This is a genomic window from Cognatilysobacter xinjiangensis, from assembly GCF_014651995.1.
GTDB lineage: Bacteria > Pseudomonadota > Gammaproteobacteria > Xanthomonadales > Xanthomonadaceae > Cognatilysobacter > Cognatilysobacter xinjiangensis.
The window spans coordinates 632,526-654,805 of sequence record NZ_BMXY01000001.1 but is presented as its reverse complement, the minus strand read 5'-3'; the positions used below and the strand labels follow the sequence as shown (position 1 = coordinate 654,805).

General features: G+C 69.5%; 20 protein-coding genes. 12 read left to right on the top strand and 8 right to left on the bottom strand.

Annotated elements, in window-relative coordinates:
• Positions 1-7: 7 nt before the first annotated feature.
• The gene (locus tag IE066_RS03055) at positions 8-556 is read right to left on the bottom strand and encodes a DUF488 domain-containing protein (protein WP_189446893.1); all 549 of its coding nucleotides are present in this window, start codon (positions 554-556) and stop codon (positions 8-10) included.
• Positions 557-636: 80 nt separating this feature from the next.
• Here IE066_RS03055 and IE066_RS03050 point away from each other — a divergent pair, with 80 nt between their 5' ends.
• The 4 genes from IE066_RS03050 (at position 637) to IE066_RS03035 (ending at position 5,403) form a co-directional block, all read left to right on the top strand.
• Positions 637-2,328: an ABC1 kinase family protein gene (locus IE066_RS03050; RefSeq protein WP_189446892.1), complete on the top strand. Its 1,692-nt coding sequence runs from the start codon at positions 637-639 to the stop codon at positions 2,326-2,328.
• 129 nt (positions 2,329-2,457) lie between these two features.
• Positions 2,458-3,231, top strand: a complete 774-nt coding sequence (locus tag IE066_RS03045; RefSeq protein WP_189446891.1) for a murein L,D-transpeptidase catalytic domain family protein — start codon at positions 2,458-2,460, stop codon at positions 3,229-3,231.
• A 72-nt stretch (positions 3,232-3,303) separates the two neighbouring features.
• Complete coding sequence (locus tag IE066_RS03040; RefSeq protein WP_189446890.1) at positions 3,304-4,563, top strand: App1 family protein phosphatidate phosphatase; 1,260 nt, start codon at positions 3,304-3,306, stop codon at positions 4,561-4,563.
• A gap of 30 nt (positions 4,564-4,593) precedes the next feature.
• Positions 4,594-5,403, top strand: a complete 810-nt coding sequence (locus tag IE066_RS03035) for a ferredoxin--NADP reductase (RefSeq protein ID WP_189446888.1) — start codon at positions 4,594-4,596, stop codon at positions 5,401-5,403.
• Between the two features lie 6 nt (positions 5,404-5,409).
• Here the strand turns inward: IE066_RS03035 and IE066_RS03030 are convergent, their stop codons facing one another.
• The gene (locus IE066_RS03030; RefSeq protein ID WP_189446886.1) at positions 5,410-6,321 is read right to left on the bottom strand and encodes a LytTR family DNA-binding domain-containing protein; all 912 of its coding nucleotides are present in this window, start codon (positions 6,319-6,321) and stop codon (positions 5,410-5,412) included.
• A 152-nt stretch (positions 6,322-6,473) separates the two neighbouring features.
• Here IE066_RS03030 and IE066_RS03025 point away from each other — a divergent pair, with 152 nt between their 5' ends.
• Entirely contained in the window at positions 6,474-7,658 is a 1,185-nt protein-coding gene (locus tag IE066_RS03025; RefSeq protein WP_189446884.1) for an acyltransferase family protein, read from the top strand.
• Positions 7,659-7,697: 39 nt separating this feature from the next.
• Here IE066_RS03025 and IE066_RS03020 read toward each other — a convergent pair whose 3' ends face one another.
• Together IE066_RS03020 and IE066_RS03015 are read right to left on the bottom strand one after the other, a co-directional pair.
• The gene (locus tag IE066_RS03020) at positions 7,698-9,728 is read right to left on the bottom strand and encodes an amidohydrolase family protein (RefSeq protein ID WP_189446882.1); all 2,031 of its coding nucleotides are present in this window, start codon (positions 9,726-9,728) and stop codon (positions 7,698-7,700) included.
• Between the two features lie 151 nt (positions 9,729-9,879).
• Positions 9,880-10,302 (bottom strand): CBS domain-containing protein, encoded by a 423-nt coding sequence (locus IE066_RS03015; RefSeq protein WP_189446880.1) that lies wholly within the window; start codon positions 10,300-10,302, stop codon positions 9,880-9,882.
• Positions 10,303-10,465: 163 nt separating this feature from the next.
• Between IE066_RS03015 and IE066_RS03010 the strand changes: the two genes are divergently transcribed.
• Both IE066_RS03010 and IE066_RS03005 read left to right on the top strand, forming a co-directional pair.
• Positions 10,466-12,694 carry a M3 family metallopeptidase gene (locus IE066_RS03010; protein ID WP_189446878.1) on the top strand — a complete coding sequence of 743 codons (2,229 nt, stop codon included), beginning with the start codon at positions 10,466-10,468 and terminating at the stop codon, positions 12,692-12,694.
• A gap of 308 nt (positions 12,695-13,002) precedes the next feature.
• The gene (locus IE066_RS03005; RefSeq protein WP_189446876.1) at positions 13,003-13,233 is read left to right on the top strand and encodes a hypothetical protein; all 231 of its coding nucleotides are present in this window, start codon (positions 13,003-13,005) and stop codon (positions 13,231-13,233) included.
• 147 nt (positions 13,234-13,380) lie between these two features.
• Here the strand turns inward: IE066_RS03005 and IE066_RS03000 are convergent, their stop codons facing one another.
• Positions 13,381-14,661 carry a sensor histidine kinase gene (locus tag IE066_RS03000; RefSeq protein ID WP_189446874.1) on the bottom strand — a complete coding sequence of 427 codons (1,281 nt, stop codon included), beginning with the start codon at positions 14,659-14,661 and terminating at the stop codon, positions 13,381-13,383.
• On the bottom strand, positions 14,658-15,353 hold the full coding sequence (locus IE066_RS02995) for a response regulator transcription factor (RefSeq protein WP_189446872.1): 696 nt from the start codon (positions 15,351-15,353) through the stop codon (positions 14,658-14,660). The genes IE066_RS03000 and IE066_RS02995 overlap by 4 nt, the downstream gene beginning before the upstream one ends.
• 161 nt (positions 15,354-15,514) lie before the next feature.
• Between IE066_RS02995 and IE066_RS02990 the strand changes: the two genes are divergently transcribed.
• From IE066_RS02990 to IE066_RS02975, 4 genes are all read left to right on the top strand, one after another.
• Entirely contained in the window at positions 15,515-16,168 is a 654-nt protein-coding gene (locus IE066_RS02990; RefSeq protein WP_189446870.1) for a phosphatase PAP2 family protein, read from the top strand.
• Positions 16,165-17,832: a phosphoethanolamine transferase gene (locus IE066_RS02985; RefSeq protein ID WP_189446867.1), complete on the top strand. Its 1,668-nt coding sequence runs from the start codon at positions 16,165-16,167 to the stop codon at positions 17,830-17,832. The genes IE066_RS02990 and IE066_RS02985 overlap by 4 nt, the downstream gene beginning before the upstream one ends.
• On the top strand, positions 17,829-18,212 hold the full coding sequence (locus tag IE066_RS02980) for a diacylglycerol kinase (RefSeq protein WP_229790640.1): 384 nt from the start codon (positions 17,829-17,831) through the stop codon (positions 18,210-18,212). Before IE066_RS02985 ends, IE066_RS02980 begins: the two co-directional genes overlap by 4 nt.
• A 479-nt stretch (positions 18,213-18,691) precedes the next feature.
• Entirely contained in the window at positions 18,692-19,336 is a 645-nt protein-coding gene (locus IE066_RS02975; RefSeq protein WP_189446865.1) for a hypothetical protein, read from the top strand.
• A 130-nt stretch (positions 19,337-19,466) separates the two neighbouring features.
• Here IE066_RS02975 and IE066_RS02970 read toward each other — a convergent pair whose 3' ends face one another.
• Positions 19,467-21,131, bottom strand: coding sequence for a M28 family metallopeptidase (locus IE066_RS02970; RefSeq protein ID WP_229790639.1), 1,665 nt, complete (start codon positions 21,129-21,131; stop codon positions 19,467-19,469).
• 112 nt (positions 21,132-21,243) lie between these two features.
• Positions 21,244-21,393 carry a hypothetical protein gene (locus IE066_RS14720; protein ID WP_229790638.1) on the bottom strand — a complete coding sequence of 50 codons (150 nt, stop codon included), beginning with the start codon at positions 21,391-21,393 and terminating at the stop codon, positions 21,244-21,246.
• 115 nt (positions 21,394-21,508) lie between these two features.
• On the opposite strand from IE066_RS14720, the gene IE066_RS02965 reads away from it, so the two are divergent.
• Positions 21,509-22,144, top strand: coding sequence for an HAD-IB family hydrolase (locus IE066_RS02965; RefSeq protein WP_189446861.1), 636 nt, complete (start codon positions 21,509-21,511; stop codon positions 22,142-22,144).
• Positions 22,145-22,280: the final 136 nt, after the last annotated feature.

Genomic DNA, 22,280 nt, shown 5'->3' with positions numbered 1-22,280 from the left:
TCGGGCCTCAGAACAGCCCGGGCTGCGATGCGGCCTCCGAGTAGTCGAGGCGGCCGTCGACGATGCGCGCAGCGCCCGTGTAGGGATGCGCCTGCACGCGCCCGCCGGCCTGCAGGTGCAGCACCGTCCAGCCACTGGCCTTGAAGTCGTCCGAGATCAGCGAGCGGTGGCACTGCCACCACATCGCCTCGGCGCACAGCACGGTCGTGTTCCTGCGCGATGCGAGTTCCGCGAGCCGCTCGCGCGCGGCGCCGTACTCGCGCGTTTCCATGTAGTCCGCATAGCCGCGGAAGGCCTCGTTGCGCCAGGCGGTGTTGTGGGTGTCGGACCGCGGGCGGCGGCGGCCGCCGAGGTCGGGGAACGGCAGGTAGTCGATGCCCGCTTGCGGCAAAGCCATCGCCATCGCGTCCGCGCCGAACTGCGGATGACGGCGCGAGCCCGGGAATCGCCGTACGTCGGCGACCGCGGCAATTTCCGCGCCGTGCAGCATCTCGACGAACGCCTCCCACGCGAGCGTCGAATGGCCGACCGTCCACAGGGTGCCCGTGCTGTCCATTTCCGAAGCCTGCCCGCACGCCGATGAAGCGGCCTTGACGGCGCCGCGCCTAGGCTGCCGTGAATCCACGGAGACACCTCATGTCCGAGCAGACCACCGGCCTTGCACGCACGGCCCAGATCGTCAGGTTCCTGCTGAAGTACCGCAGCGCCGGCGTCTTCAGCGGCCTCGACCAGGACGCGGTCCTGCAGGAGGTCGCCGCCGAGGTCGACGTGCAGTCCGACACGCAAGGCCGGCCGGAGGAATTCGTCAACGACCTCGAAGCGCTGGGCCCCACCTTCATCAAGCTCGGCCAGGCGCTGTCGACGCGCCCGGACATGGTTCCTGCCGAGTACATCGCCGCGCTCGAGCGCATGCAGGACAAGGTGCAGGAGCTGCCGTCCGCTACCGTGCAGCAGGTGATCGAGGAAGAACTCGGCGTCGGCGTGCACAAGGTATTCGCCGAATTCGACGACAAGCCGCTGGGCAGCGCCTCGCTGGCACAGGTGCATCGCGCGGTGCTGCGCGACGGCCGAGAGGTCGCGGTGAAGGTGCAGCGCCCGGACGCCATCGCCAGCGTCCGCACCGACCTCGAATCGCTGCGCTCCATCGCGTCCAAGATCGACCGCGGCACCGACATGGGCCGGCGCATCAAGGTCGGCGACTGGGTCAACGAGTTCGGCCGCACGCTTCTCGCCGAGCTCGACTACCGGCTGGAAGCGGAGAACCTGCAGCGCTTCGCGGACAACCTCGAACGCTATCCGCAGCTGGTCGTGCCGCGCCCGGTGTGGAGCCTCTGCGGCAAGCGCGTGCTGACGATGGACCTGGTGAAGGGCAAGAAGGTCACCGACATCACCGGCCTTCAGCGCACCGAGCAGCCGCTCGGCGACCTCGCCGCGGCGCTGATGCGCGCCTATCTCGACCAGGCGTTCGTCAACGGCGAGATCCACGCCGATCCGCATCCGGGCAACCTGCTGCTGACTACCGACGGCCGGCTCGCGATCTTCGACCTCGGCATGATCGCCCACGTACCGCCCAAGCGCCGCGACCGCCTGCTGAAGCTGCTGTTCGCCTCGGTCGACGGCCGCGGCGAGGACGTCGCCACCGAAGGCATCTCGATCTCCACACGCCTGGAGGACTTCGACGAGGAGCGCTACACGCGCGAGGTCGGCCAGCTCGTGTCGCAGTACGCGGCGCGCTCCGGCGGGCGCACTGTGTCCGAAGGCCGGCTGGTGCTGGACCTCACGCGCATCGCCACGGCGTGCGGCCTGCGCACGCCGCCCGAGCTGTCGCTGCTGGGCAAGACGCTGCTCAACCTCGAATCGATCTGCGACGCGCTCGATCCGGACATGGACGCCAAGGACGTGGTGCGCGAGCACCTCGAGGACGTGATGCGCCAGCGCCTGCGCAAGACGCTCTCGCCGGCGGGTCTGGCCGGCGAACTGATCGAGGTCGAGGGCCTCGTGCGCGAGGCGCCGCGGAAGCTCAACAACCTGCTGAGCCTGCTGGCGGACAACCGCCTGCAGGTCCGCCTCGACGGCCTCGACGATTCGAAGCTGATGGAGAACATGCAGAAGATCGCCAACCGCATCACGATGGGCCTGATCATCGCGGCGCTGCTGGTGTCCTCGGCGCTGATGATGCGGGTGGATGTCGGCGCGAGACTGTTCGGCTATCCGGCGATCGCGATGGTGCTGTTCCTGGTCGCCGCGCTGCTCGGCCTGTTCGTCGTCGTGAGCGTGCTGCTCACCGACCGCCGGGCGCGGCCCAAGGAAGAACGCGGCCTGCACTGAGGATCACGCGCGAGGCTGAATATCCTGAACACGGCTGCTTGCACGCGGGCTTCACTGCCCTAACCTTTGCAGATAGAGCTTCACCGGATCTGCACGCCGGTGAAGCGTCCGTTTCAGGGATTCTCCTCCATGCGTACTTCCGTCGCCCTGGCTTCGGCCATCGCCTGCTGCCTGCTACCGGCCCTGTCGCCGGCCGAGCCCACGGTTTCGATCCGCACCCCCACCGCGGTGCCGACCGCGCCCATCGCGCCGCCGGCCGCAACACCCGCGCTGCCGTCGATGTCGCTCGCCGCGCGTCTGGCCGCCCTCGCGCCCGGTGCCGACCCGGAGGTGATCGACCTCGCGCTGAGGGCCCGGGACTGCGCGATGTCGAGCGGCGAGGCCACCGGCGCGGGCGAAAAGCTGGCCGTGATCGACTACTCCAAGCCGTCCACGCAGAAGCGCCTCTGGGTGTTCGACCTCGCCGCCGAGCGCGTGCTCTATACCGAACACGTCGCGCACGGCCAGGGCAGCGGCGAGAACTTCGCGCGCGCCTTCTCCAACCGCGACGGCAGCCACCAGACCAGCCTCGGCCTGTTCCGCACCGCCGAGACCTACAACGGCGGCAACGGCTACTCGCTGCGCATGGATGGCCTGGAGCCCGGCTTCAACGACAACGCCCGCTCGCGCGCGATCGTGATGCACGGCGCCTGGTACGTGGACGCGTCGATGGCGCAGAAGAACGGCCGCATCGGCCGTTCGCACGGTTGCCCGGCGGTTCGCGCGCAGGTCGCGCGCGAGATCATCGACACGCTGAAGGGCGGCCAGTTCGTGTTCTCGTATTACCCCGACAACAAGTGGCTGCACCAGTCCCGCCTGCTGGCCTGCGCAACCACGGGCACGACGGTGGCATCGCGCCGCTGAGTCGAACGATCTCCACGGCGACATGAAGCGGGCGGCGCGATACTGCGTCGCCCGTTTTCGTTGGCGCCGCCGATGACCGACGCGTCCAAGCCGCAATCCCCTGCCTTCGTACGCCGTCACCTGCAATCGGCGGTGATCCGCGCCGACGACTATCTCGACGCCGCGCGCGGCCGGTTCCGCCAGATCGCCGGCACGCATCGCCCACGCCATCTCGCCGCCTACCGCGGCTGGGGCGACGCCACCGGCGTGCAGATGATCGGCCGCGTGCTGGCCGATGCGCCGCAGGGCGGGCCCGGCGAGGCGGATCGCTGGTGGGAGAACCTCCTCAATACGTATCGCCGCTTCGAAAGCGACGAGGTGCCGAACGTACTTATCAAGGTCGAGTTCGGCGGCCACGCGGTCGAAGCCGTCGCCGATCACGAGGGCTATTACCAGGCCGCGCTGCCCGGCCCGTCGCGCATCGATTCGTTGTGGGCCGACGCGACCGCGAGCCTCGCCGACGGCACGCTCGCCACGCCGCAGCCGGTGTTGCTGGTGCATCCGCGTGCGCGCATCGGCGTGATTTCCGACATCGACGACACGATCCTGCACAGCGGCATCACCAACTGGAAGACCGCCGCGCAGCTGACCTTCCTGCACAACGCGCGCACGCGAAAGCCGCTCAAGGGCGTCGCGACGCTGTACCGCGCGCTGCAGGCCGGCGCGCACGGCCGCGCGCCGTCGCCGATCTTCTACGTGTCCAGCTCGCCGTGGAACCTCTACGACCTGCTGCACGACTTCATGCAGATCAACGCCATTCCGCCAGGCCCGATGTTCCTGCGCGACCTCGGCACCGACGCCGGCAAGTTCATCAAGAGCGCCGGCCATGGCCACAAGCTCGAACGCGCGAAGGAGCTCATCGCGCGCTTCCCGTCGCTGCGCTGGGTGCTGCTGGGCGATTCGGGGCAGGCGGACGCCAAGCTCTACTCGCAGGCCGCGGAGGAGTTCGGCGAGCGCATCGCAGCGATCTACATCCGCGACGTCGACCCGGACATCGACTCGCCGCTGGACGCCGCCGTCGACGCGCACATCGAGCGCATCGCCGGTGGCCGCGTGCCGATGCTGCGCGCCCGCGACAGCCGCGCGATCGCCGAGCATGCCGCGGGCCTGGGGCTGATCGACGCCGATTCGGTCATTGAAGTCGCGCGCGAGGTCGAGCGCGACGCGGCCCGCCCGAGCCTCGCCATGGCGGCTTCGCAGGCCGCCGCGCAGGGCCGGGATGCGACCGCGGCGCCCGCGCGGCCGGAGGACGCCGGCGCCGGCGCGGCGGGCCCGCCGGCGGACGTGGGCTAGAATTCGCGCCCCCGCTCGAATCCCGCTCCGATGTCCTCGCCTTTCGGCACCGAGACCGTGCTCGACGTCCGTCACTGGACGGACGCCTATTTCAGCTTCACCACCACCCGCGACGACGGCTTCCGTTTCGACAACGGCCAGTTCGTGATGATCGGGCTGGAGGTCGAGCAGCCCGACGGCACCCGCCGCCCGCTGATGCGCGCGTATTCGATCGCCAGCGCGAACTGGGAAGAGCAGCTGGAGTTCTTCAGCATCAAGGTGGCCGATGGCCCGCTGACCTCGCGCCTGCAGCACATCCAGCCGGGCGATTCGATCCTGATCGGCCGCAAGCCCACCGGCACCCTGCTCATCAGCGACCTGCACGCCGGTCGCAACCTGTACCTGCTGGGCACGGGCACCGGCTTCGCGCCGTGGCTGTCGATCATCAAGGACCCGGAGACCTACGAGCGGTTCGAGCGCGTGATCCTCTGCCACGGCGTGCGCTCGGCGGCCGACCTCGCGTACCGCGACTACATCGTCAACGAGTTGCCGAACCACGAGTTCCTCGGCGAACAGATCGCCAAGCAACTGATGTACTACCCGGCCGTGAGCCGCGAGGACTTCGTATTCGACAGTGCGGACCATCGCGGCCGCCTGACCGACCTCATGGCGAGCGGACGGATGATGGAGCAGCTGGGCCTCGAGCCGCTGGACGCCGAACGCGACCGCGCGATGATCTGCGGCAGCCCGCAGATGCTGGCGGACTTCCGCGCCCTGCTCGACTCGCGCGGCTTCACGGCCGCACCGCGGATCGGCACGCCCGGCCAGTACGTCTTCGAGCGCGCCTTCGTCGAGAAGTAGGCGCGCTCAGCGCGCCGCGGCCGCCCGTTCGGGCTGCGGCCGCGTGTCGAAGCGCAGCGCGTCGCGGTAGCGACGGCTGCAGGGCACCACCGCACCGTCCTGCAACACGATGCGTGCATCACCCGACTCGACGGGCTCGATACGATCGATGCGGTCCAGGTTGACCATCCAGCTGCGGTGGACGCGCCGGAACGTGGCCGGGTCGAGTTGCTCCTCGATCTGCGCCATCGTGGTGCGCAGCGGGTAGTCGCGGCCTCGCACGCGCAGGTTCACGTAATTGCCCGCCGCCTGCAGCCACTCGATGTCCGCGGCTGGCACGAGGAATTCCTTGCCGAGCTTGCGCACCAGGAAGCGGTCCGGGCGCGCGGGCGGACCGGCGTTCGACGGCGCGTCGTCCGCGAGGCCCGGCAGGCTCGCCTCGCCCTGCAGGCGGCGCAGGAACAGCCGGTAGGCCTCGATGGTCAGCACCGTGCCGGTGAAGCCGCGCACGTCCTTCAGGTATTCGTAGGCACCCTGCACCCACCAGTCGCCGAAGTCGTAATGCCCTCCGGCCACCGAATAGGCCAGTTTGCGCAGCGCGACCATGCCGGTGACGTGCAGTGCGGACCAGACGACGCTGGCCAGCGCGTACTCGCCGAGGCGCCGGCGCCAGTTGTCGAATTCCACCGGCCGCCAGCGCGTGAACGCCACCACGGCCGGCACCAGCAGCAGGCTGAGCAGGTTGCTGCTGACCTCCCAGACCACCGGCTCCCAGCCGGCCACCTCCAGGTGCACCCGGCGGGTGTCCATCGACACCGTCACGCTGTTGGCGATCGCGTTGACGAGGAACAGGCCGATCCAGAAGCCGTACTCGATCCACGGTCGCCAGGGCTGGAAGCGCGCCCAGTCGGAGGCGGCGGGTTTCGGGTGATCGGCCATCCGCGCATTGTGCCGCGCGGGCCACGCGCGGGCGGATTCGCTCGTCCCGCGGGTCCACCTCTCGTCCCCGTGGCGGCCCGGATCGTCACCGAGGATGTCCGCGAACGCAGGCGCGACGTGACATTGGCCGCCCCGTCCAACGGACCGCCGGCATGAACCGACGCCACTACATCGACGCGCTGCGCGCCCTCGCCTTCGCCCTGCTGATCCTCTACCACTGGGGCATGCTCTACGTGGGCGACTGGGGCTGGCACATCAAGAGCCCGCACACCTACGAATGGCTGCAGTGGCCGATGCTGTTCGTGAACCGCTGGCGGATGTCGTTGATCTTCCTGATATCCGGCGTGTCCACGGCCTACCTGCTGGGCCGCGCGGGCGGGCTGGCCTTCCTCGGTCGGCGTACCTTGCGTCTGCTGCTGCCGCTGGTGTTCGGGATGCTGGTGATCGTCCCGGTGCAGCCCTACGTGCAGGGCATCGGCACCGGCTACGTGCAGCCGGGCTACCTCGACTTCCTCGCCCGCTACTACCGGTTCCAGCCGTGGCCCGCAGGCGCGTTCGACGGCGATACCCACGGCATCACCTGGAACCACCTGTGGTACCTCGCCTACCTGTGGACTTACACCGTCGCGCTGGCGCTGGTGCTGCCGTTGCTGCGCTCACGCGGCGGCCGCTGGCTGCAGGCGCGCTTCACCGGCCTGCGTGGTGCCGCGATGCTGCTAGTGCCGGCCATCCCGATCGCCATCGCCACGGTGACCCTGCAGGGGCGCTTCGAGGACACCGGCGACCTGATCCACGACGGCTACCGCAACGCCCTCTACTTCACCGTCTTCCTCTACGGCTTCGCGATCGCGCGCGCCGACGGCTTCTGGGACGAACTCGCGCGGCTGCGCCAGCGCTCGCTGGCGCTGATGCTCGGGCTCTTCGGCCTGTACGGCGTGCTGGTGGCCGTCCTGCCCGACGACCTCCCGGCCTGCGTGCAGCAGATCGTCTGGGTGCTGCGCAGCGTTTACATCTGGTGGTCGCTCTGCGCGGTGCTCGGCTGGTCCAAGGCCCTGCTCGACCGCCCGTGGCCCTGGCTCGGCTGGGCCAACGAGGCCGTGTTCCCCTGGTACGTCCTGCACCAGAGCCTGACCGTGCTGCTCGCGTACTGGCTTATCCCGCTGCGGCTGCCAGTCGGCGTCGAGGCGGTGGGCGTACTCGCCGGCACCGTCATCGGCTGCTGGGCCGGTTTCGCGGTGATCCGCCGCCTGCCGCTGCTGCGACCGCTGTTCGGGCTGAAGTGGCGCCGCCGCGATGCGTCGCCGGCGGTAACACTTCCCGCAGCCGCCGCAGCATGACTGCACGGAGCGCCCGCATCCACGGGCGCTCCATCGCGGTCAGCGCGCGATCGCCACCGGCTCGGCGAATGGCGCGATGCCCAGCGCGCGGTCGATCTCCGCCGGCGCATACGCGGTGTCGCCCTTGATGACCAGCGCGACCTTGCGCACGTCGGCGATGTTGGTCGTGGGCTCGCCGTCCAGCAGCACGAGGTCGGCAGTCATTCCGGGCCGGATCTCGCCGCGATCGGGTGCACGCGCGATCGTCGCGGCATCGAGCGTCGCGATCTTCAGCACCTGCGACGGCGTCAGGCCGGCGTCGACGTAGAGCTCCAGCTCGCGCTGCAGGGTGAAGCCGGGAATCTCGTCGGTGCCCGCAACGATCGGCACGCCCGCCCGGTAAAGGCGGCCGACGAACTCGACCATCTTGCGGTAGGAAGCGTCGTAGCGCTTCCAGGTGGCGTCGTCGGGGATGTCGAGCTCGGCGGCCATGCGCGCGCGCGTCACGTCCGGCGGCAGGTGCTCGGCGACGGGCGCGATGATCGGCGACATCGTGCCGTCCCGCTGGTGCAGGAACTCGAAGGTGGCGAGCGTCGGATCGGCGGCGATCTTCTTCTGCGCCATCGTGCGGATGAAGGCCTGCACCTCGGGGCCGTCGAAGTCGAGATCGGCGACCTTCTTCGCGGGCAGGTAGAAGCGCTCCAGCGTGCGCGTGTCGGTCTTGTCGTCGACGAGGAAGTTCAGCATCAGCTGGTTGATGTGCTGGATCTCGTCGAAACCCGCGTCGATCACGTCCTGCGCGCGCAGGAAGGCCGGCACGTGCCCGCTCACGCGCATGCCCTTGGAATGCGCGTAGGCGACGGTGTCCTTGAGCACGTCCTTCGGGAACGAGTTGTAGATCTTGATCTGCGGATAGCCGTGGGCCGCGTACCAGTCCACCGCCTTCTTCGCTTCGTCGAGGTTCTTGATGACGAAGCCGTTGCGCGCCGACATGGGGCTTTCGCCCTCGATGAAGCCCGCCGCCACGATGCGCGGCGACATCAGCGTGCCGGCCTTCTCCTCGGCGATGATCTGCTGCAGCGTGGCGTTGTCGTTGCCCATGTCGCGCACGCTGGTGACGCCGGCCGCGATGTTCAGGCCGCCGTCCCAGCGGCCGGCGTGGGCGTGCATGTCCCACAGGCCCGGAATCATCACGCGGCCACCGCCGTCGATGGTGCGGTCCGCCTTTGGCGCCTTGCCGGCCGGCGCCACCGACACGATCTTGCCGTCGCGGATCAGCACGTCGCTGCGCGCGCCGAGCTTCGCGGCCGCGCTGTCGAACACGCGCACGTCGCGGATCAGCGTGCTGCCCGCCAGCGGGTGCGCAAGCTGTTTCTGCATCGCGACCAGCAGCTCGCCCTCGGCGGCCTTCTGGCGCGCTTCCAGCTGCGGGCCGGCTGCCTCCCAGCCTTCCGGCAGCATCTGCAGGTAGCCGGGCACGACGAAGCCGAACAACGCTGGTGTGGCATCGCCGGTGAACCAGCCGAAGTTCGGCATCAGACCCTGGCCGGTAATGGCGAGCAGCCGTACCGTCTTCGTGTCGCCGCCGCGCGTGAGGGTCTCGCGCGCGAGCTCGCGCATGCTCAGCGTGCCGCCGGGCACCAGCGGGAGGCGGCCATCGGCGCGCTTTGCGAGCGCTGCCACGGTGGCGGAGATCGACTGCGGCGTGCCGCCGAGCGGCGCGTATTGCGCGACGCCGGCAACGGCGCGCGTGCCGCGGTCGGCGGTGGTCGTCCATTCGGCCTGATCGCCGCTGCGGCGATAGGTCTCGTCGACCTTCGCGCCGAACGTCGACACGCCGGTGATGCGGTAGCGGGAGAACGTGCCGTCGGGTGAGAGCGCGTACTCTTCCTTCAACTCCGGGCCGCGGCCGTTGTCCTTGAACACGAATTCGGTGCGCACGCTGCCGTCGTCGGCATGGGTGACCACCTGATGGCCAGCCTTGGTGCCGTTGTCGACGAGGATCACCCAGCGTTCGACCTGGGCGCCCCAGGCGGGCAACGCGGCGGAGAAGGCGAGCGCCAGCAGCAGGAGACGGCGGAAGGATTTCATCGGCAGGCCTCCATCGCGCCGGCAGTAGCGCCCGCCGAGACTAGCGCGCCGCCGGCCCGTCGTCAGGCCGGCGGTCGCTGCGCGCAAAAGGACATGCCGCCCGCAGGCGGCATGTCGCGGCCGATGACGCCGGCCGAAATACGCGAGCGGCTCAGTGCTTGGGCTCGGACACCCCGCGCAGCAGCTCGGCGGTCTTGCGGTCGCGCCCGCTCAGCGCGACGTCGGCCTGCGCCACCACGCCACACAGGCGGCCCTCGGTGTCGACGACCAGCAGCCGGCGGATCTGCCCCGCCTCCATGCGGTCGATCGCGTCGGCGAGGCTGGTGTCCAGGCTCACCGTCGTCACCGGGCTGGTCATGCAGTCCTGTGCCGTGCACTGCTGCGGATCGCGGCCCTCGGCCACGACGCGCAGGGCGATGTCGCGGTCGGTCACCGTACCCACCGGCCGCCCGGCGGCGTCGATCACCGGCACCAGGCCGATGTCGTTCTCGAGCATGAGGCGCGCGACCTCGCGGACCGGGCTGTCGGCCTGGCAGGCGGCGGGATCGGGGGTCATGACGCTGCGGATATCCATCGGTTAGCTCCTGTATCGATCCGGGAAAACCAGGCCCGCAACGCTGCGGGAAGCGCGGTTCGGCGCCCGTGAAACCGGCCGCCCGCGGGGCATATGCCTTTCGTCATAGGTCGGTCGAGCGGCCGTCTTGTACCCTGCGCGTTCACCCTGTCGAGGCTCCTCCATGAAGCATCCTCTCGCCCTCGCGCTCTCGCTGGCCCTGGCCACCACCGTCGCCCCGGCGGTCTCGGAGGCCGCCGCGCCGGCGAAGGCCGCCACGTCCAAGGCCGCCATGAACCCCTTCTTCGCTGAAAGCCCGCTGCCGCTGCACTACCCGCAGTTCGACAAGATCAAGGACACCGATTTCGGCCCCGCGTTCGACCGCGGCATGGCGGACCACCTCAAGGAAATCGAGGCGATCGCGAACAACCCGCAGCAGCCGACCTTCGACAACACCATCCTCGCGATGGAGAAGAGCGGCCAGGTACTGCGCCGCGCGCAGACCGTCTTCTACAGCCTGCTCGGCGCCGACACCAACGACGCGCGCAACGCGCTCGATACGGAATACTCGCCCAGGTTCGCGGCGCACTACGACGCGATCTCGCTGAACCCGAAGCTGTTCGCGCGCATCGAGTCGCTTTACGACAAGCGCCAGTCGCTGGGCCTCGACGCCGAGGGCCTGCGCCTGGTCGAGAAGTACCACCAGGACTTCGTGCGCGCCGGCGCCAAGCTCGACGACGCGCAGAAGGCGCGCCTGAAGGCGATCAACGGCGAGATGGCCAAGCTGGGCTCGCAGTTCGACCAGAACGTGCTGGCCGAGCGCAACGATCTCGCGATCGTCGTCGACAGCCGCGACCAGCTCAAGGGCCTGCCGGACGACCAGATCGCCGCGGCCGAGAGCGCCGCCAAGGCCAAGGGCCTGTCCGGCAAGTACGTCATCGCGCTGATGAACACCACCGGCCAGCCGCCGCTGACCTACCTCGAGGACCGCGCCCTGCGCGAGCGCATCTACAAGGCGTCGGTCTCGCGCGGCAGCCGCGGCGGCAAGTACGACAACACCGGCCTGGTGGCTCAGGTCACCAAGCTGCGCGCCGAGAAGGCCAACCTGCTCGGCTACCCGACCTACGCGGCCTACGGCCTCGAGGACCAGACCGCGAAGACGCCGGAAGCCGTCAACGCGATGCTCGGCAAGCTCGCGCCGGCCGCCGTCGCCAACGCCAGGCGCGAGGCCGCGGACCTGCAGGCCATGATCGACGCCGAGCAGAAGGCCAAGGGCCAGCCCACCTTCAAGCTCGAGCCGTGGGACTGGGCCTATTACGCCGAGAAGGTGCGCCAGGCGAAGTTCAACTTCGACGAGTCGCAGCTCAAGCCCTACCTCGAGCTCGACAACGTCATGGAGAACGGCGTCTTCTTCGCCGCCAACAAGCTCTACGGCCTGTCGTTCAAGGAGCGCAAGGACCTGCCCGTCTACAACCCGGACGTCCGCGTCTACGACGTCATGGACCGCGACGGCAAGCAGCTCGCCATCTTCATCGCCGACATGTACGCACGGCCGTCCAAGCGTGGCGGCGCGTGGATGAACTCCTACGTCGACCAGTCGGCGTTGACCGGCAACCTGCCGGTGGTCGCGAACCACCTGAACATCCCGAAGCCGCCGGCCGGCCAGCCCACGCTGCTCACCTGGGACGAGGTCACCACCGCGTTCCACGAGTTCGGCCACGCACTGCACGGCATGTTCTCGAACGTGAAGTACCCGTATTTCTCGGGCACCAGCGTGCCGCGCGACTTCGTCGAGTACCCGTCGCAGGTGAACGAGATGTGGGCCGACTGGCCGGAAGTGCTGGCCAACTACGCCAAGCACTACCAGACCGGCGCGCCGATGCCGAAGGAACTGCTGGACAAGGTGCTGGCCGCCAGCAAGTACGGCCAGGGCTTCGCCACCACCGAGTACCTCGGCGCGGCGATGCTCGACCAGCGCTGGCACCAGATCAAGCCGAGCGAGGTGCCCAACGCCGCCGGCGTGATGCCCTTCGAGGCGGCCGCGCTCGCGAAGGACGGCATCGACTTCTATGCCGTGCCGCCGCGCTACAAGACGCCCTACTTCAGCCACATCATGGGCGGCTACGCGGCGGGCTACTACGCCTACATCTGGTCGGAAGTGCTGGACGCCGACAGCGTCGAGTGGTTCAAGCAGAACGGCGGCCTGACCCGCAAGAACGGCGACCATTTCCGCGACACGCTGCTGTCGCAGGGCGGCAGCCAGGACGCGATGGTGCTGTTCCGCAACTACACAGGCCGCGATCCGTGGATCGAGCCGCTGCTGGAGCGCCGCGGCCTCAACGGTCCGGCCGACGACAGCAAGGCGCCGGCGGATGCGACGCCGGCGACCCCGGCATCGAACGCGAAGAAGTAACCCGCCGCGTAGTATCAGAAGCCGCCCGGAGAAATCCGGGCGGTTTTTCTTTGCGCAGTCGCAGGGCGCCGCCGGCGTCCTGCATGGGCCGACGACAGGCAGGTATCCCGCGCCCTCAAGCGCCGCCAGCCACCATCAGCGCCTCCGGAGGATCCGGCATGGCCGCATCGAACCGGCTGCTGTGGGCAGTGCTGTCGGCCGCCTTCGCCGCGATGACGGCGATGTTCGCGAAGGTGGGCGCAGGGTGTCGACCCTGATTTCGCGACGCTGTTCCGCACGCTGCTGATCGCCGTGCTGCTGACGCGCTGGTGATCGGTTCGGGCAGGTGGACCGACCCACGCACGCTGCCGCTGCCGCTGCCGCTGCGCACCACTGCCTTCCTCTCGTTGTCCGCGCTGGCCACGGGCGCCTCCTGGGTCTGCCATTCCCGAACGTTGCAGCTCGGGCAGGCCTCGCAGGTGGCACCCGTCGACAAGCTCAGCGTGGCGCTGGTGACGTGCGTCGTGGCGCTGTTCGCGTTCGTTCCGCGCACGCACTGAATATCGGCCGCGGCGAGCCGGGCAATGTGCGGCATCGAATTGCACGTACAACATCCGCCCGTTGCCGCGTCAGCGCCGGACCAATGACACGGCGTCACACCGTCAGCGCGTCGTCCAACCCGCGGATGCGCAGCCGTCGAATGCCCGTCAGCCCGCACCCAGCTGCAGTACCGCGGTCGTGCCGCGCCCTGCATCGGACTGCAACGACAGGCGCCAGCCGAAGTGGTCGCAGAGCCGTGCGATCAGGTCGAGCCCGATTCCGGATTCGCCGCCGCCACGCGCCATGCGCAGGTAGATCGCACTGATCTGCTCGGGGCTGAGGCCATGCCCCGGGTCGCGGATCGTGACCGTGCCACTCCGGTCGAGGGCGATGTCGATCACGCCCTGGTCGCTGTTCTCGATCGCATTGCGCAGGAGGTTGCCGATCGCCGCACGCACTATGCCTGGTGGCGCGTGGATCTCGCATTCGGGCAGCGGCTCGAGGTTCAGCTGCAGCGACTTGCCCACCGTGAGGTGCCGATGGTCCTCGACCACCTGCGGAAGAAGCACGTGCAGGGCCAACGGTTCGTTGCTGCGAGCGAGCTTCGCCGGATCCTTCGCGAGCGCGAGCAGCAGGGTGACGAGGTGGTCCATCTCGCGCGCGCTGCGGCGGATGCGCTCGAGCTGCTCGCGCATCGAGGCGGGGTCCGCGCCGGGCTGCAGTCCCAGCTCGGCGGCACCATTGATGACCGCGATCGGCGTTCGCAGCTCATGGCTGGCGGTGTTCACGAACGTGGTTTCGCGCTCGACGAATTGCCTGTTGCGCCGCAGGAAGTCGTTGAACGCGTCGGCAATCACCGTCAGCTCGGAGCCGGCGCCGCGTTCAAGCGTGATCTCCGCCGCGCCCCGCGCCGGCTGCAGCGCCCCGATCCGTCCGGCCAGCTGGCTCAGCGGTCGCAGCAGGTAACTCACGCCCAGCGCGGCCGACAGGCTCACCAGCAGCAACATGGCGAGCGCGGCCGCCAGCGTCAGCAGTTCGAAGCGGGATTCCTCGCGCGAGAACTGCTCGATGTCCATCGCCAGCGTATAGCGTTCGCCGCCGTAGTCGCGGACCAGCGCGACGACTTCGGTGTCGCCAACGCGCAGGTCGTCGTGCAGGCCTTCGTCGAGGCCCCGAAGCACTTCCGGCATTGCAGCGGCATCGCGGGCATCGGTACTCGCATAGACGCGCAGCCCCGGCGTCCCGGCCACGCGATAGCCGGGCTCCAGCCTGTGTCGTTCGACGAAGTGGTCGAGCTCGACGGTGAGCAGCGACCGCCAGACGATGCGCTCGACGTACTCGATGACCACCGTGCCCTGCGCGACCACCGCCAGCGTCAGTGCCGCCGCGTACACCAGCAGCCAGATCGTGATGCGGCGGCGCAGGCTGCCGCGGCCGAGCGCCCTCATGCGTCGCCGCCCGTCGCGCGCGCCCTGCCCAGGCGGTAGCCCACGCGCGGAACCGTCTGGATCAGCTTGACCGCGGCGCCCCCGTCGACCGCGCGGCGCAGCTCGTATATGTGGGAACGCAGCATGTCGCCGTCGGGCGGATCGTCGCCCCACAGGGCGGATTCGAGCTGCTGCCGGGTGACGACGGCCGGGCTCGCGCGCATGAGCACTTCGAGCAGCCGGCGTCCCGCCGGGAACAGATGCACGGGCTCACCGCCTCGCGTCGCCTCGAGCGTCGCGAGATCCAGCCGCAGATCCTCCACTTCCAGAGCCGTGCTGCGCGATCGGCCGCGGCTGCGCAGCAGCAGCGCCTCGAGGCGGATTTCCAGTTCCGGGAGGTCGAACGGCTTGGTCAGGTAGTCGTCCGCACCGGCGCGGAAACCGGCGATCTTGTCGGGCAGTTCGTCGCGCGCAGTCAGCATGATCACGGGCACGTCGCTGCGGCCCTCTTCGCGAAGCCTGCGGATCAGGTCGGGTCCGTCCATGCGCGGCAGCATCCAGTCCACGATCAGCGCGTCGTACTCGTGCGTCAGCGCGAGATGCAGGCCGGTGATGCCGTCGGGCGCCGCATCGAGCACGTGATCGCGCGCTTCGAGGTAGGCGGCGATGTTGCCGACCAGGTTGATGTTGTCTTCGATGACCAGCAATCGCATCGGCGTCGTGTCCCGTGGCGTTCGCGCACCGGTCGAGTATGAACGCCGGCGCATGCGGGCGGCGGCATGCGCCGGTTCCGACATTCTTCCGACATTTGTGCAACGACGTTCCGACGTCGGCGCCGTCAGCCTGCGCGTCCACGCAGCTGGCAGCGGCAGGCATGCAGCCCAACGTTACGCGCCTTTTCTGGCTTCCCTTCGCGGTCTCGCTCGCGCTTTGCCTGTGGCTCGTCGGCGCGGGCGGCGACTTCTGGATCGCCGACCGCCTGTACGCCTGGGAGGGCGGGCGCTGGGCGCTGAGAAACCACTGGCTCACGAATGCCCTGCTGCACGCACGCGGCCACGACGCCTCCGTGCTGGCATGGCTATGCGCGGCCGCGGCACTGCTGGTGGCGATGCTGCGCCGGAGCCCGCGCTGGCGCCGCCCGCTCGCGTACCTCGTTGCGTCGGTCGCCGCATCCACGGGCGTCGTCGCAGCGCTGAAGTCCTTCAGCCCGCGCCCCTGCCCCTGGGACCTCGCGCGCTACGGCGGCGACGGCTATCGCCGGGCGGGGCATTGCTTCCCCGCGGGTCATGCGAGCGCCGGTTACGCGTGGCTCGCGCTGTATTTCATGCTGCTGGTGGTCCGACCCGCGTGGCGATGGCATGGCCTCGCCATCGGCGTCGCGCTGGGGCTGCTCTTCGGCGTCGACCAGCAGCTTCGCGGCGCGCACTTCATGTCGCACGACGTCGTCGCCGCGACGATCTGCTGGACGGTCGCGCTCGGGCTCTACACGATGATGCTGCGGCCGCGTGCCATCGGGCGCGGAACATGAGCACCGTTTCGATGGGCTCGCCCGTATGGCCGCGCATGCGCGACGCCGTCGCGAACTGGCGCCCCGTGATCACGGTCGAGACGCTGGCGCTGCTGGGCAGCCTCTATTTCGGCCTGACCGCCAACGGCGCCTTCTGGAAAGCGGCCTGGGTGGCCAGTGGAGGGCAGGTCCCTCTGATGGGCGCGCTGCTGGTGCTGCTCGTCGGGCTGCACGGGCTGCTGCTCGGGCTGCTGCTCGCGCGCGCGTGGGCGCGGCAGTTACTGGGCGTACTCGTGATGGGCAGCGCGCTCGCCGCCCATTACATGAGCGCCTACGGCGTTTACCTCGACGGCGACATGCTGCGCAACATTGCGCACACGGACTGGGCGGAGTCGCGCGAACTGATGACGCCTGCGCTCGTGATGCACCTGCTGATCTACGGCGTCCTGCCCGCTGCGCTGGTGCAGCGGACCAGGCTCGCCGCTCGCCCATTCCTGCGCGCAGCCGCGGTACGCGGCCTGTTCCTCGTCGCGATGTGGAGCCTGGTGATGGCCGGCGCGGCGCTGTCGTTCAAGGACCTGTCGTCGCTGCTGCGCAACCACCGCGAAGTACGATACCTGGTGACGCCCGGCAACTACCTGTACGGCATCGCGCGGATGGCGCTGTCGGGCGACGACCGCGCGCAGGCGCCGCTGCTTCCGGTCGCCGAGGACGCACGGCGCGCCCCCTCCGCTGCCGCGCGTCGGCCGCGACTGCTGGTGCTTGTCGTCGGCGAAACCGTGCGTGCCGAGAACTGGGGCATGGATGGCTATCGGCGCAATACCACGCCGGAGCTCGCGGCTGCCGGCGTAATCAATTTCCCGCATGTGAGCGCCTGCGGCACAAGCACGGAGGTGTCCCTGCCCTGCATGTTCTCGCCGTTCGGTCGCGCCGACTACGACGAGAGCCGGATACGCGCGCACGAGTCGTTCCTGCACGTACTGCAGCGCGTCGGCGTCGACGTCGCATGGCACGACAACCAGAGCGGCTGCAAGGGCGTCTGCCGCGGCCTTGCGCTGGACATGATCGCCCCGTCGAGCGACCCGGCACTCTGCAACGGCCTGCGCTGCTACGACGAGATCCTGCAGCGCGCGGTTCCAGCCGCCGCCGCGCCCGGCGCGCGCGACAGGGTGATCGTCCTGCACATGCTGGGCAATCACGGCCCCAGCTATTTCCAGCGTTACCCGCCGGCGTTCGAACGTTTCCGCCCTGCCTGCCACGATGCGGAACTCGGCCACTGCTCGCAGGACGAGATCGTCAACGCCTACGACAACGCGGTCCTCTATACCGATCACGTGCTGGCCGGGCTGATCGCGCGCCTCGCGGCGCTCGAACACTACGATCCGGCACTGGTCTACGTGTCCGACCACGGCGAATCGCTGGGCGAGCGCGGCATGTACCTGCACGGCATGCCCTACTCGATCGCGCCGCGCCAGCAGACCGGCGTCCCGATGGTCATGTGGTTCTCGAGCGGGTTCGCCGCGCAGACCCACCTCGACGTCGGCTGCCTGCGCTCGCGAGCCGCGCAGCCGACCAGCCACGACAGTCTGTTTCCCACGGTCCTGGGCCTCTTCGACGTGGACACGACGGCCCGTCGCCACGAGCGCGATCTCGTAGAGCCCTGCCGGGCGCGGGGCCCCGCATGACCGCCGAGTCGCAGCCGATGCACCGCAAGCCCGGCAACGCCGGCGTCGCGCGTCTGCTGGCTGCGTCCGCCCACTCGATGCGCGGCCTGCGCCAGTGCTGGCGACACGAGGCGGCGTTCCGGCAGGAGGTCGTCGTCGCCCTTCCGCTGCTCGCCGTCGCCGTCTTCGGCCACTTCGAGCGTGTCGAGCGCGCGCTGCTGATCGCCTCGGTGCTGCTGGTGCTGATCGTGGAGGTGCTCAACAGCGGCATCGAAGCGGTGGTCGACCGGATCGGCCTCGAGCGCCATCCGTTGAGCGGGATGGCGAAGGACCTCGGCTCGGCCGCAGTGACGCTGAGCCTCGTCCTCGCCGCGTCGGTCTGGGGCTGCATCCTTCTATAGGGCGCTACGGGAGCGCCGCGCATCCGTCGGGATCAGGGCCATCGAGCATCGGGTAGCCATGCTGGCGGCCTAATGCCCATGCCTCACTATTCCGTTGCCGCCGAAACCGCGTGGTTGCTCGCGCTCTTCGGCGCCCGGCAGCCGGATGGCCATCCTCTTCTTCGATGTTCGCGGGGCTGGGCATCCATTGCAACGAGCCGTTCCACCGACGCGAACGACGTCGGATACGGCGACACGGGCCAGGTCGTCACTGGCACGAACGAGGGCGAGTCGGGCGTTGTGCGCGACCTCAACTTCGGCAATCGGCATTTCGGCACGGTACGCAGTTCGCTGCCGCCACGTCGCAAGGCCCCAGCAGGGTCCTCGCGGACGCCGACGGCCCTACCGCCGCATGCATTCCGGCGCATGGCTCGCCGGCGCGCATGATCGCTACACGAGCCCTGCGGCACACTTCCCGCGTCTCGACTCCGGGAGCCGCCATGAATCGCCGACACCCTGCCACCCGCCGCTCAGTCGCGAGCACCGCGCTCGTGGCCTGCATCGCACTCGCCGGCTGCCAGCCGTCGCCACCCGCCGGCGATACGCGCGACGCCCGGGACACGCCGGCCGCGGCGACGACCGGCGATGCGATTCGGCGCGAGCCGTCCGCGCCCGCGCCGGCGTCATCACCTGCCGAAACGGCACCGTCTATCGACGCGGCCGCGCGCCCACCCGCCGCAAGTCCCGATGCCTCCCTCCCCGAGCCCCGCACGCCGCCGGACGCGGCGAGCCCGCAGGCCGCGGCGACGGTCGTCGAAACCTATTTCGGCCTTATCGACGAGAAAGCGACCGCACGCGCCGACGCGCTCTGGCGCGATCCCGCCGCCGCGGCCGCGTTCCGCGACGAGCTCGCGCGACTCGGCATGCCGCGCGTCGAGGTGGATGCGCCGGGCGGGGTCGAGGGCGCGGCCGGCTCGATGTACGTAACGGTGCCGGTGCGGTTCCAGCCCACGTTCGTGCCGGGCAATTCGCGGCCGCGGCATGGCGAGGTCGTGTTGCGCCACGCGAACGATGTGCCGGGCTCGACCGCGGAGCAGCGCCGCTGGCGCATCGAGCGCATCGACGTGGCGATGACGCCGAAGTAATCGCACGCATGCGCGGGCGCAGCACGCGATGCGAAGCGCGCGGCTGACGTACCGCGGTCGCCACGCGCCAAGCGATAGCCGCAAACGAAAACGGGACCCGAAGGTCCCGTTTTCTCCGCATCGGCCCGACTCAGCGGCGATCCGCCGCCGTCTGGTCGCGCGCGCCGCGGAATTCCGAGTCCTGGCTCCAGTTCGGCCAGTCGTTGGAGTTCGCAAGGTCGCGGCCGAGCGTGTAGAGCATGCCGAGGTCGTGCGCCATGCCGGCGAACGTCCAGCTCGCTTCCCACTGATCGGCGGGCTGGTGGTAACGCTCCTCGGTGTACTTGGCCTGGTCGGCCTCGGCCGCGGCCACGCCACCGTCCACCCAGTCGTTGCCCGACCCGTACGAGATCGCCGGCACGCCGCGCTTGGCGAACGGGAAGTGGTCGGAGCGGAAGAAGTAGCCTGCTTCCGGATGCGGGTCCGGGCTGTAGGCGAGGCCGAACGTCTTCGCCGTTCCGGTCAGCCGGTCGAGCAGATCGAGCTTCGCGCTGCCGGAGATGGTGAAGTTCTTCGCCAGCCCGTTCGGGTCGAGCGCGTCCATGTTGATCACGCCCACCGTCTTGCCCAACGGGTACACCGGCTTGGACGCGTAGTACTCGGAGCCCAGCAGGCCCTTCTCCTCGGCGGTGACGGCGAGGAATACGATCGAACGATCGGTGCGCGGCGCCTTCGCGAACGCGCGGCCCAGTTCGATCATCGCGGCGATGCCGGTCGCGTTGTCGACCGCGCCGTTGTAGATGCGATCGCCCTTCGCATCGGGCTGGCCGATGCCGAGGTGGTCCCAATGCCCGCTGTAGATCACGGTCTCGTCGGCGCGCTTCTTGCCGGTCAGGCGGCCCACCACGTTCTGCGAGGTGATCACCTGGCTGTCGACGTCGTACTTGGCCGAGAACGTCGCGCCCTTGATCTCCACCGGCTTGAAGCCGCGCGTCTGCGCCTGCTTCTTGAGCGCGTCGAAATCGAGGCCCGCGCGCTTAAACAGGTCGACGGCGACGTCGCGCTGCATCCAGCCTTCCAGCTGCGGGTGCGAGCCCGACGGGTTGTCGCGCACCACGTCGAACATGGTGTTGGTGTTCGAATTCTTGACCGTGTTCCAGCCGTACGACGCCGGCTCGGTCTCGTGCACGATCAGCAGGCCCGCGAGGCCCTGCCGCGCGGCTTCCTCGAACTTGTAGGTCCAGCGGCCGTAGTAGGTCATGGCCTTGCCGCCGAAGTCGCCCTGCCCCGCCTCGAAGTCCGGGTCGTTGATCAGCACGACGCCGATCTTGCCCTTGGTATCGACGCCCGCGTAGTCGTCCCAGTTGCGCTCGGGCGCCTTGACGCCGTAGCCGAGGAAGACCAGCGGCGCGTTCTCGATCGACACGGACTTCGCGCCCGTGAGCGCGGCGCGCACCGCGACCTGCTCGCCCTGCGTCAGCACCTGCGGCTTGCCGCCGACGGCCAGCGAGAGCTGCGGCGTGCCCGTGATGTCCGAGCGCAGCAGAGGCACGGCCTGCGTCCAGCCGCGCTTGCCGTCCTTCATGTCGCCGCCGGGCTCGAGGCCCGCGGCCTTCATCTGCGACACGATGAAGTCGACGGTCTTGGTTTCGCCGGCGGTGGCCGGTGCACGGCCCTCGAACTCGTCGGAGGAGAGCGTGCGGACGATCTGCGACAGGCGCTGGGCGCTGATGTCGGGTGCATTCGCGGCATGGGCCGGTGCCAGCGCGAGGCCGATCGATGCGGTGAGAACGGAGACGGCGAGCAACCTGGACAAGGGAAACCTCTGCAGGACTGGATCAACCGCCCGATGGTAGCAAGCGGCCGCGGTGCAGCATCCGCCCTGCGGAGCTGCAACGCGGCCGTGGGCCCGGCGCGATGGCGGACGATCAGTGCAGCGGGCGCTCCGGCGGCGGCGGCAGCGCTTCGCCCGATTCCAGCGGCATGCCCTGGCGCAGGCGATCGGCATCGGAGGCAACCTCACGCGAGGGCGTGCGCGAGGCCTGGCGGACATGGGACTTGGACGCGGTCTGGGACATGGGGGAGGTCCTGGGCGGTGGGGCCGGCCATTGTCCCGCCGCGGGGTCTCAGGGCCGGCGACGACCCGCACGGCCGCTAAGCTTCGGGCGAGCCAGCGGCCATATGGACTGTGACTTGGATCTCGCCCTGTTCGACTTCGACGGCACCATCACCACGGGGGACACCCTTCCCGCGTTCGTGCGCGGCGCCACGCCGGCCTGGCGGGTGGCGCTGGCCACGCCGCCGCTCGCGCCGCTGATCCTCGCCTACCGGCGGGGCTGGCTGTCCGGCACCTCGATCCGCGCCGCGATCGCTCGTGCAGCGTTTGCGGGCGTCCCGGTCGCCGCCTACCAAGCCGCGGGTGCCGCCTTCGCCGGCGACGTGATACCCGCCCTGCTCCGCCCCGCGGCGATGGCACGAATCGAGTGGCACCAGCGGCGTGGCGACACGGTGGCCGTGGTGTCGGGCAACTTCGATGCCGTACTCGCACCCTGGGCGGCGGCCCACGGGCTGGAACTGCTGTGCTCCACGCTGGCGTGCCGCGGCGGTCGGCTCACCGGCGGCTACGCGGGCGCCCAGTGCGTCGGCGCGGAAAAGGCCCGACGGATCCGTGCGAGATGGGACCTGTCGGCCTTTCCACGCGCTTATGCATACGGCGACACCGCCGAGGACGCAGCCATGCTGGTTCTCGCGGATGAAGCCTATTACCGGGAGATGCCCAACGTTCCAGCGGCGTTAGCGCCGGATCCGTCAGTCGTGACATCCGGCTAGCCCGTTCACTGCACTAATGCCGTCCACGACGTCATTGACCGGGGGATTGAAGTCATCTGCAGGGCCGCCATGTCATCGGCGTCGTCGGCGACCGTCCGCTTGTCGTCCGACCCGATGTCAGGTGCGGCGGCCGGTC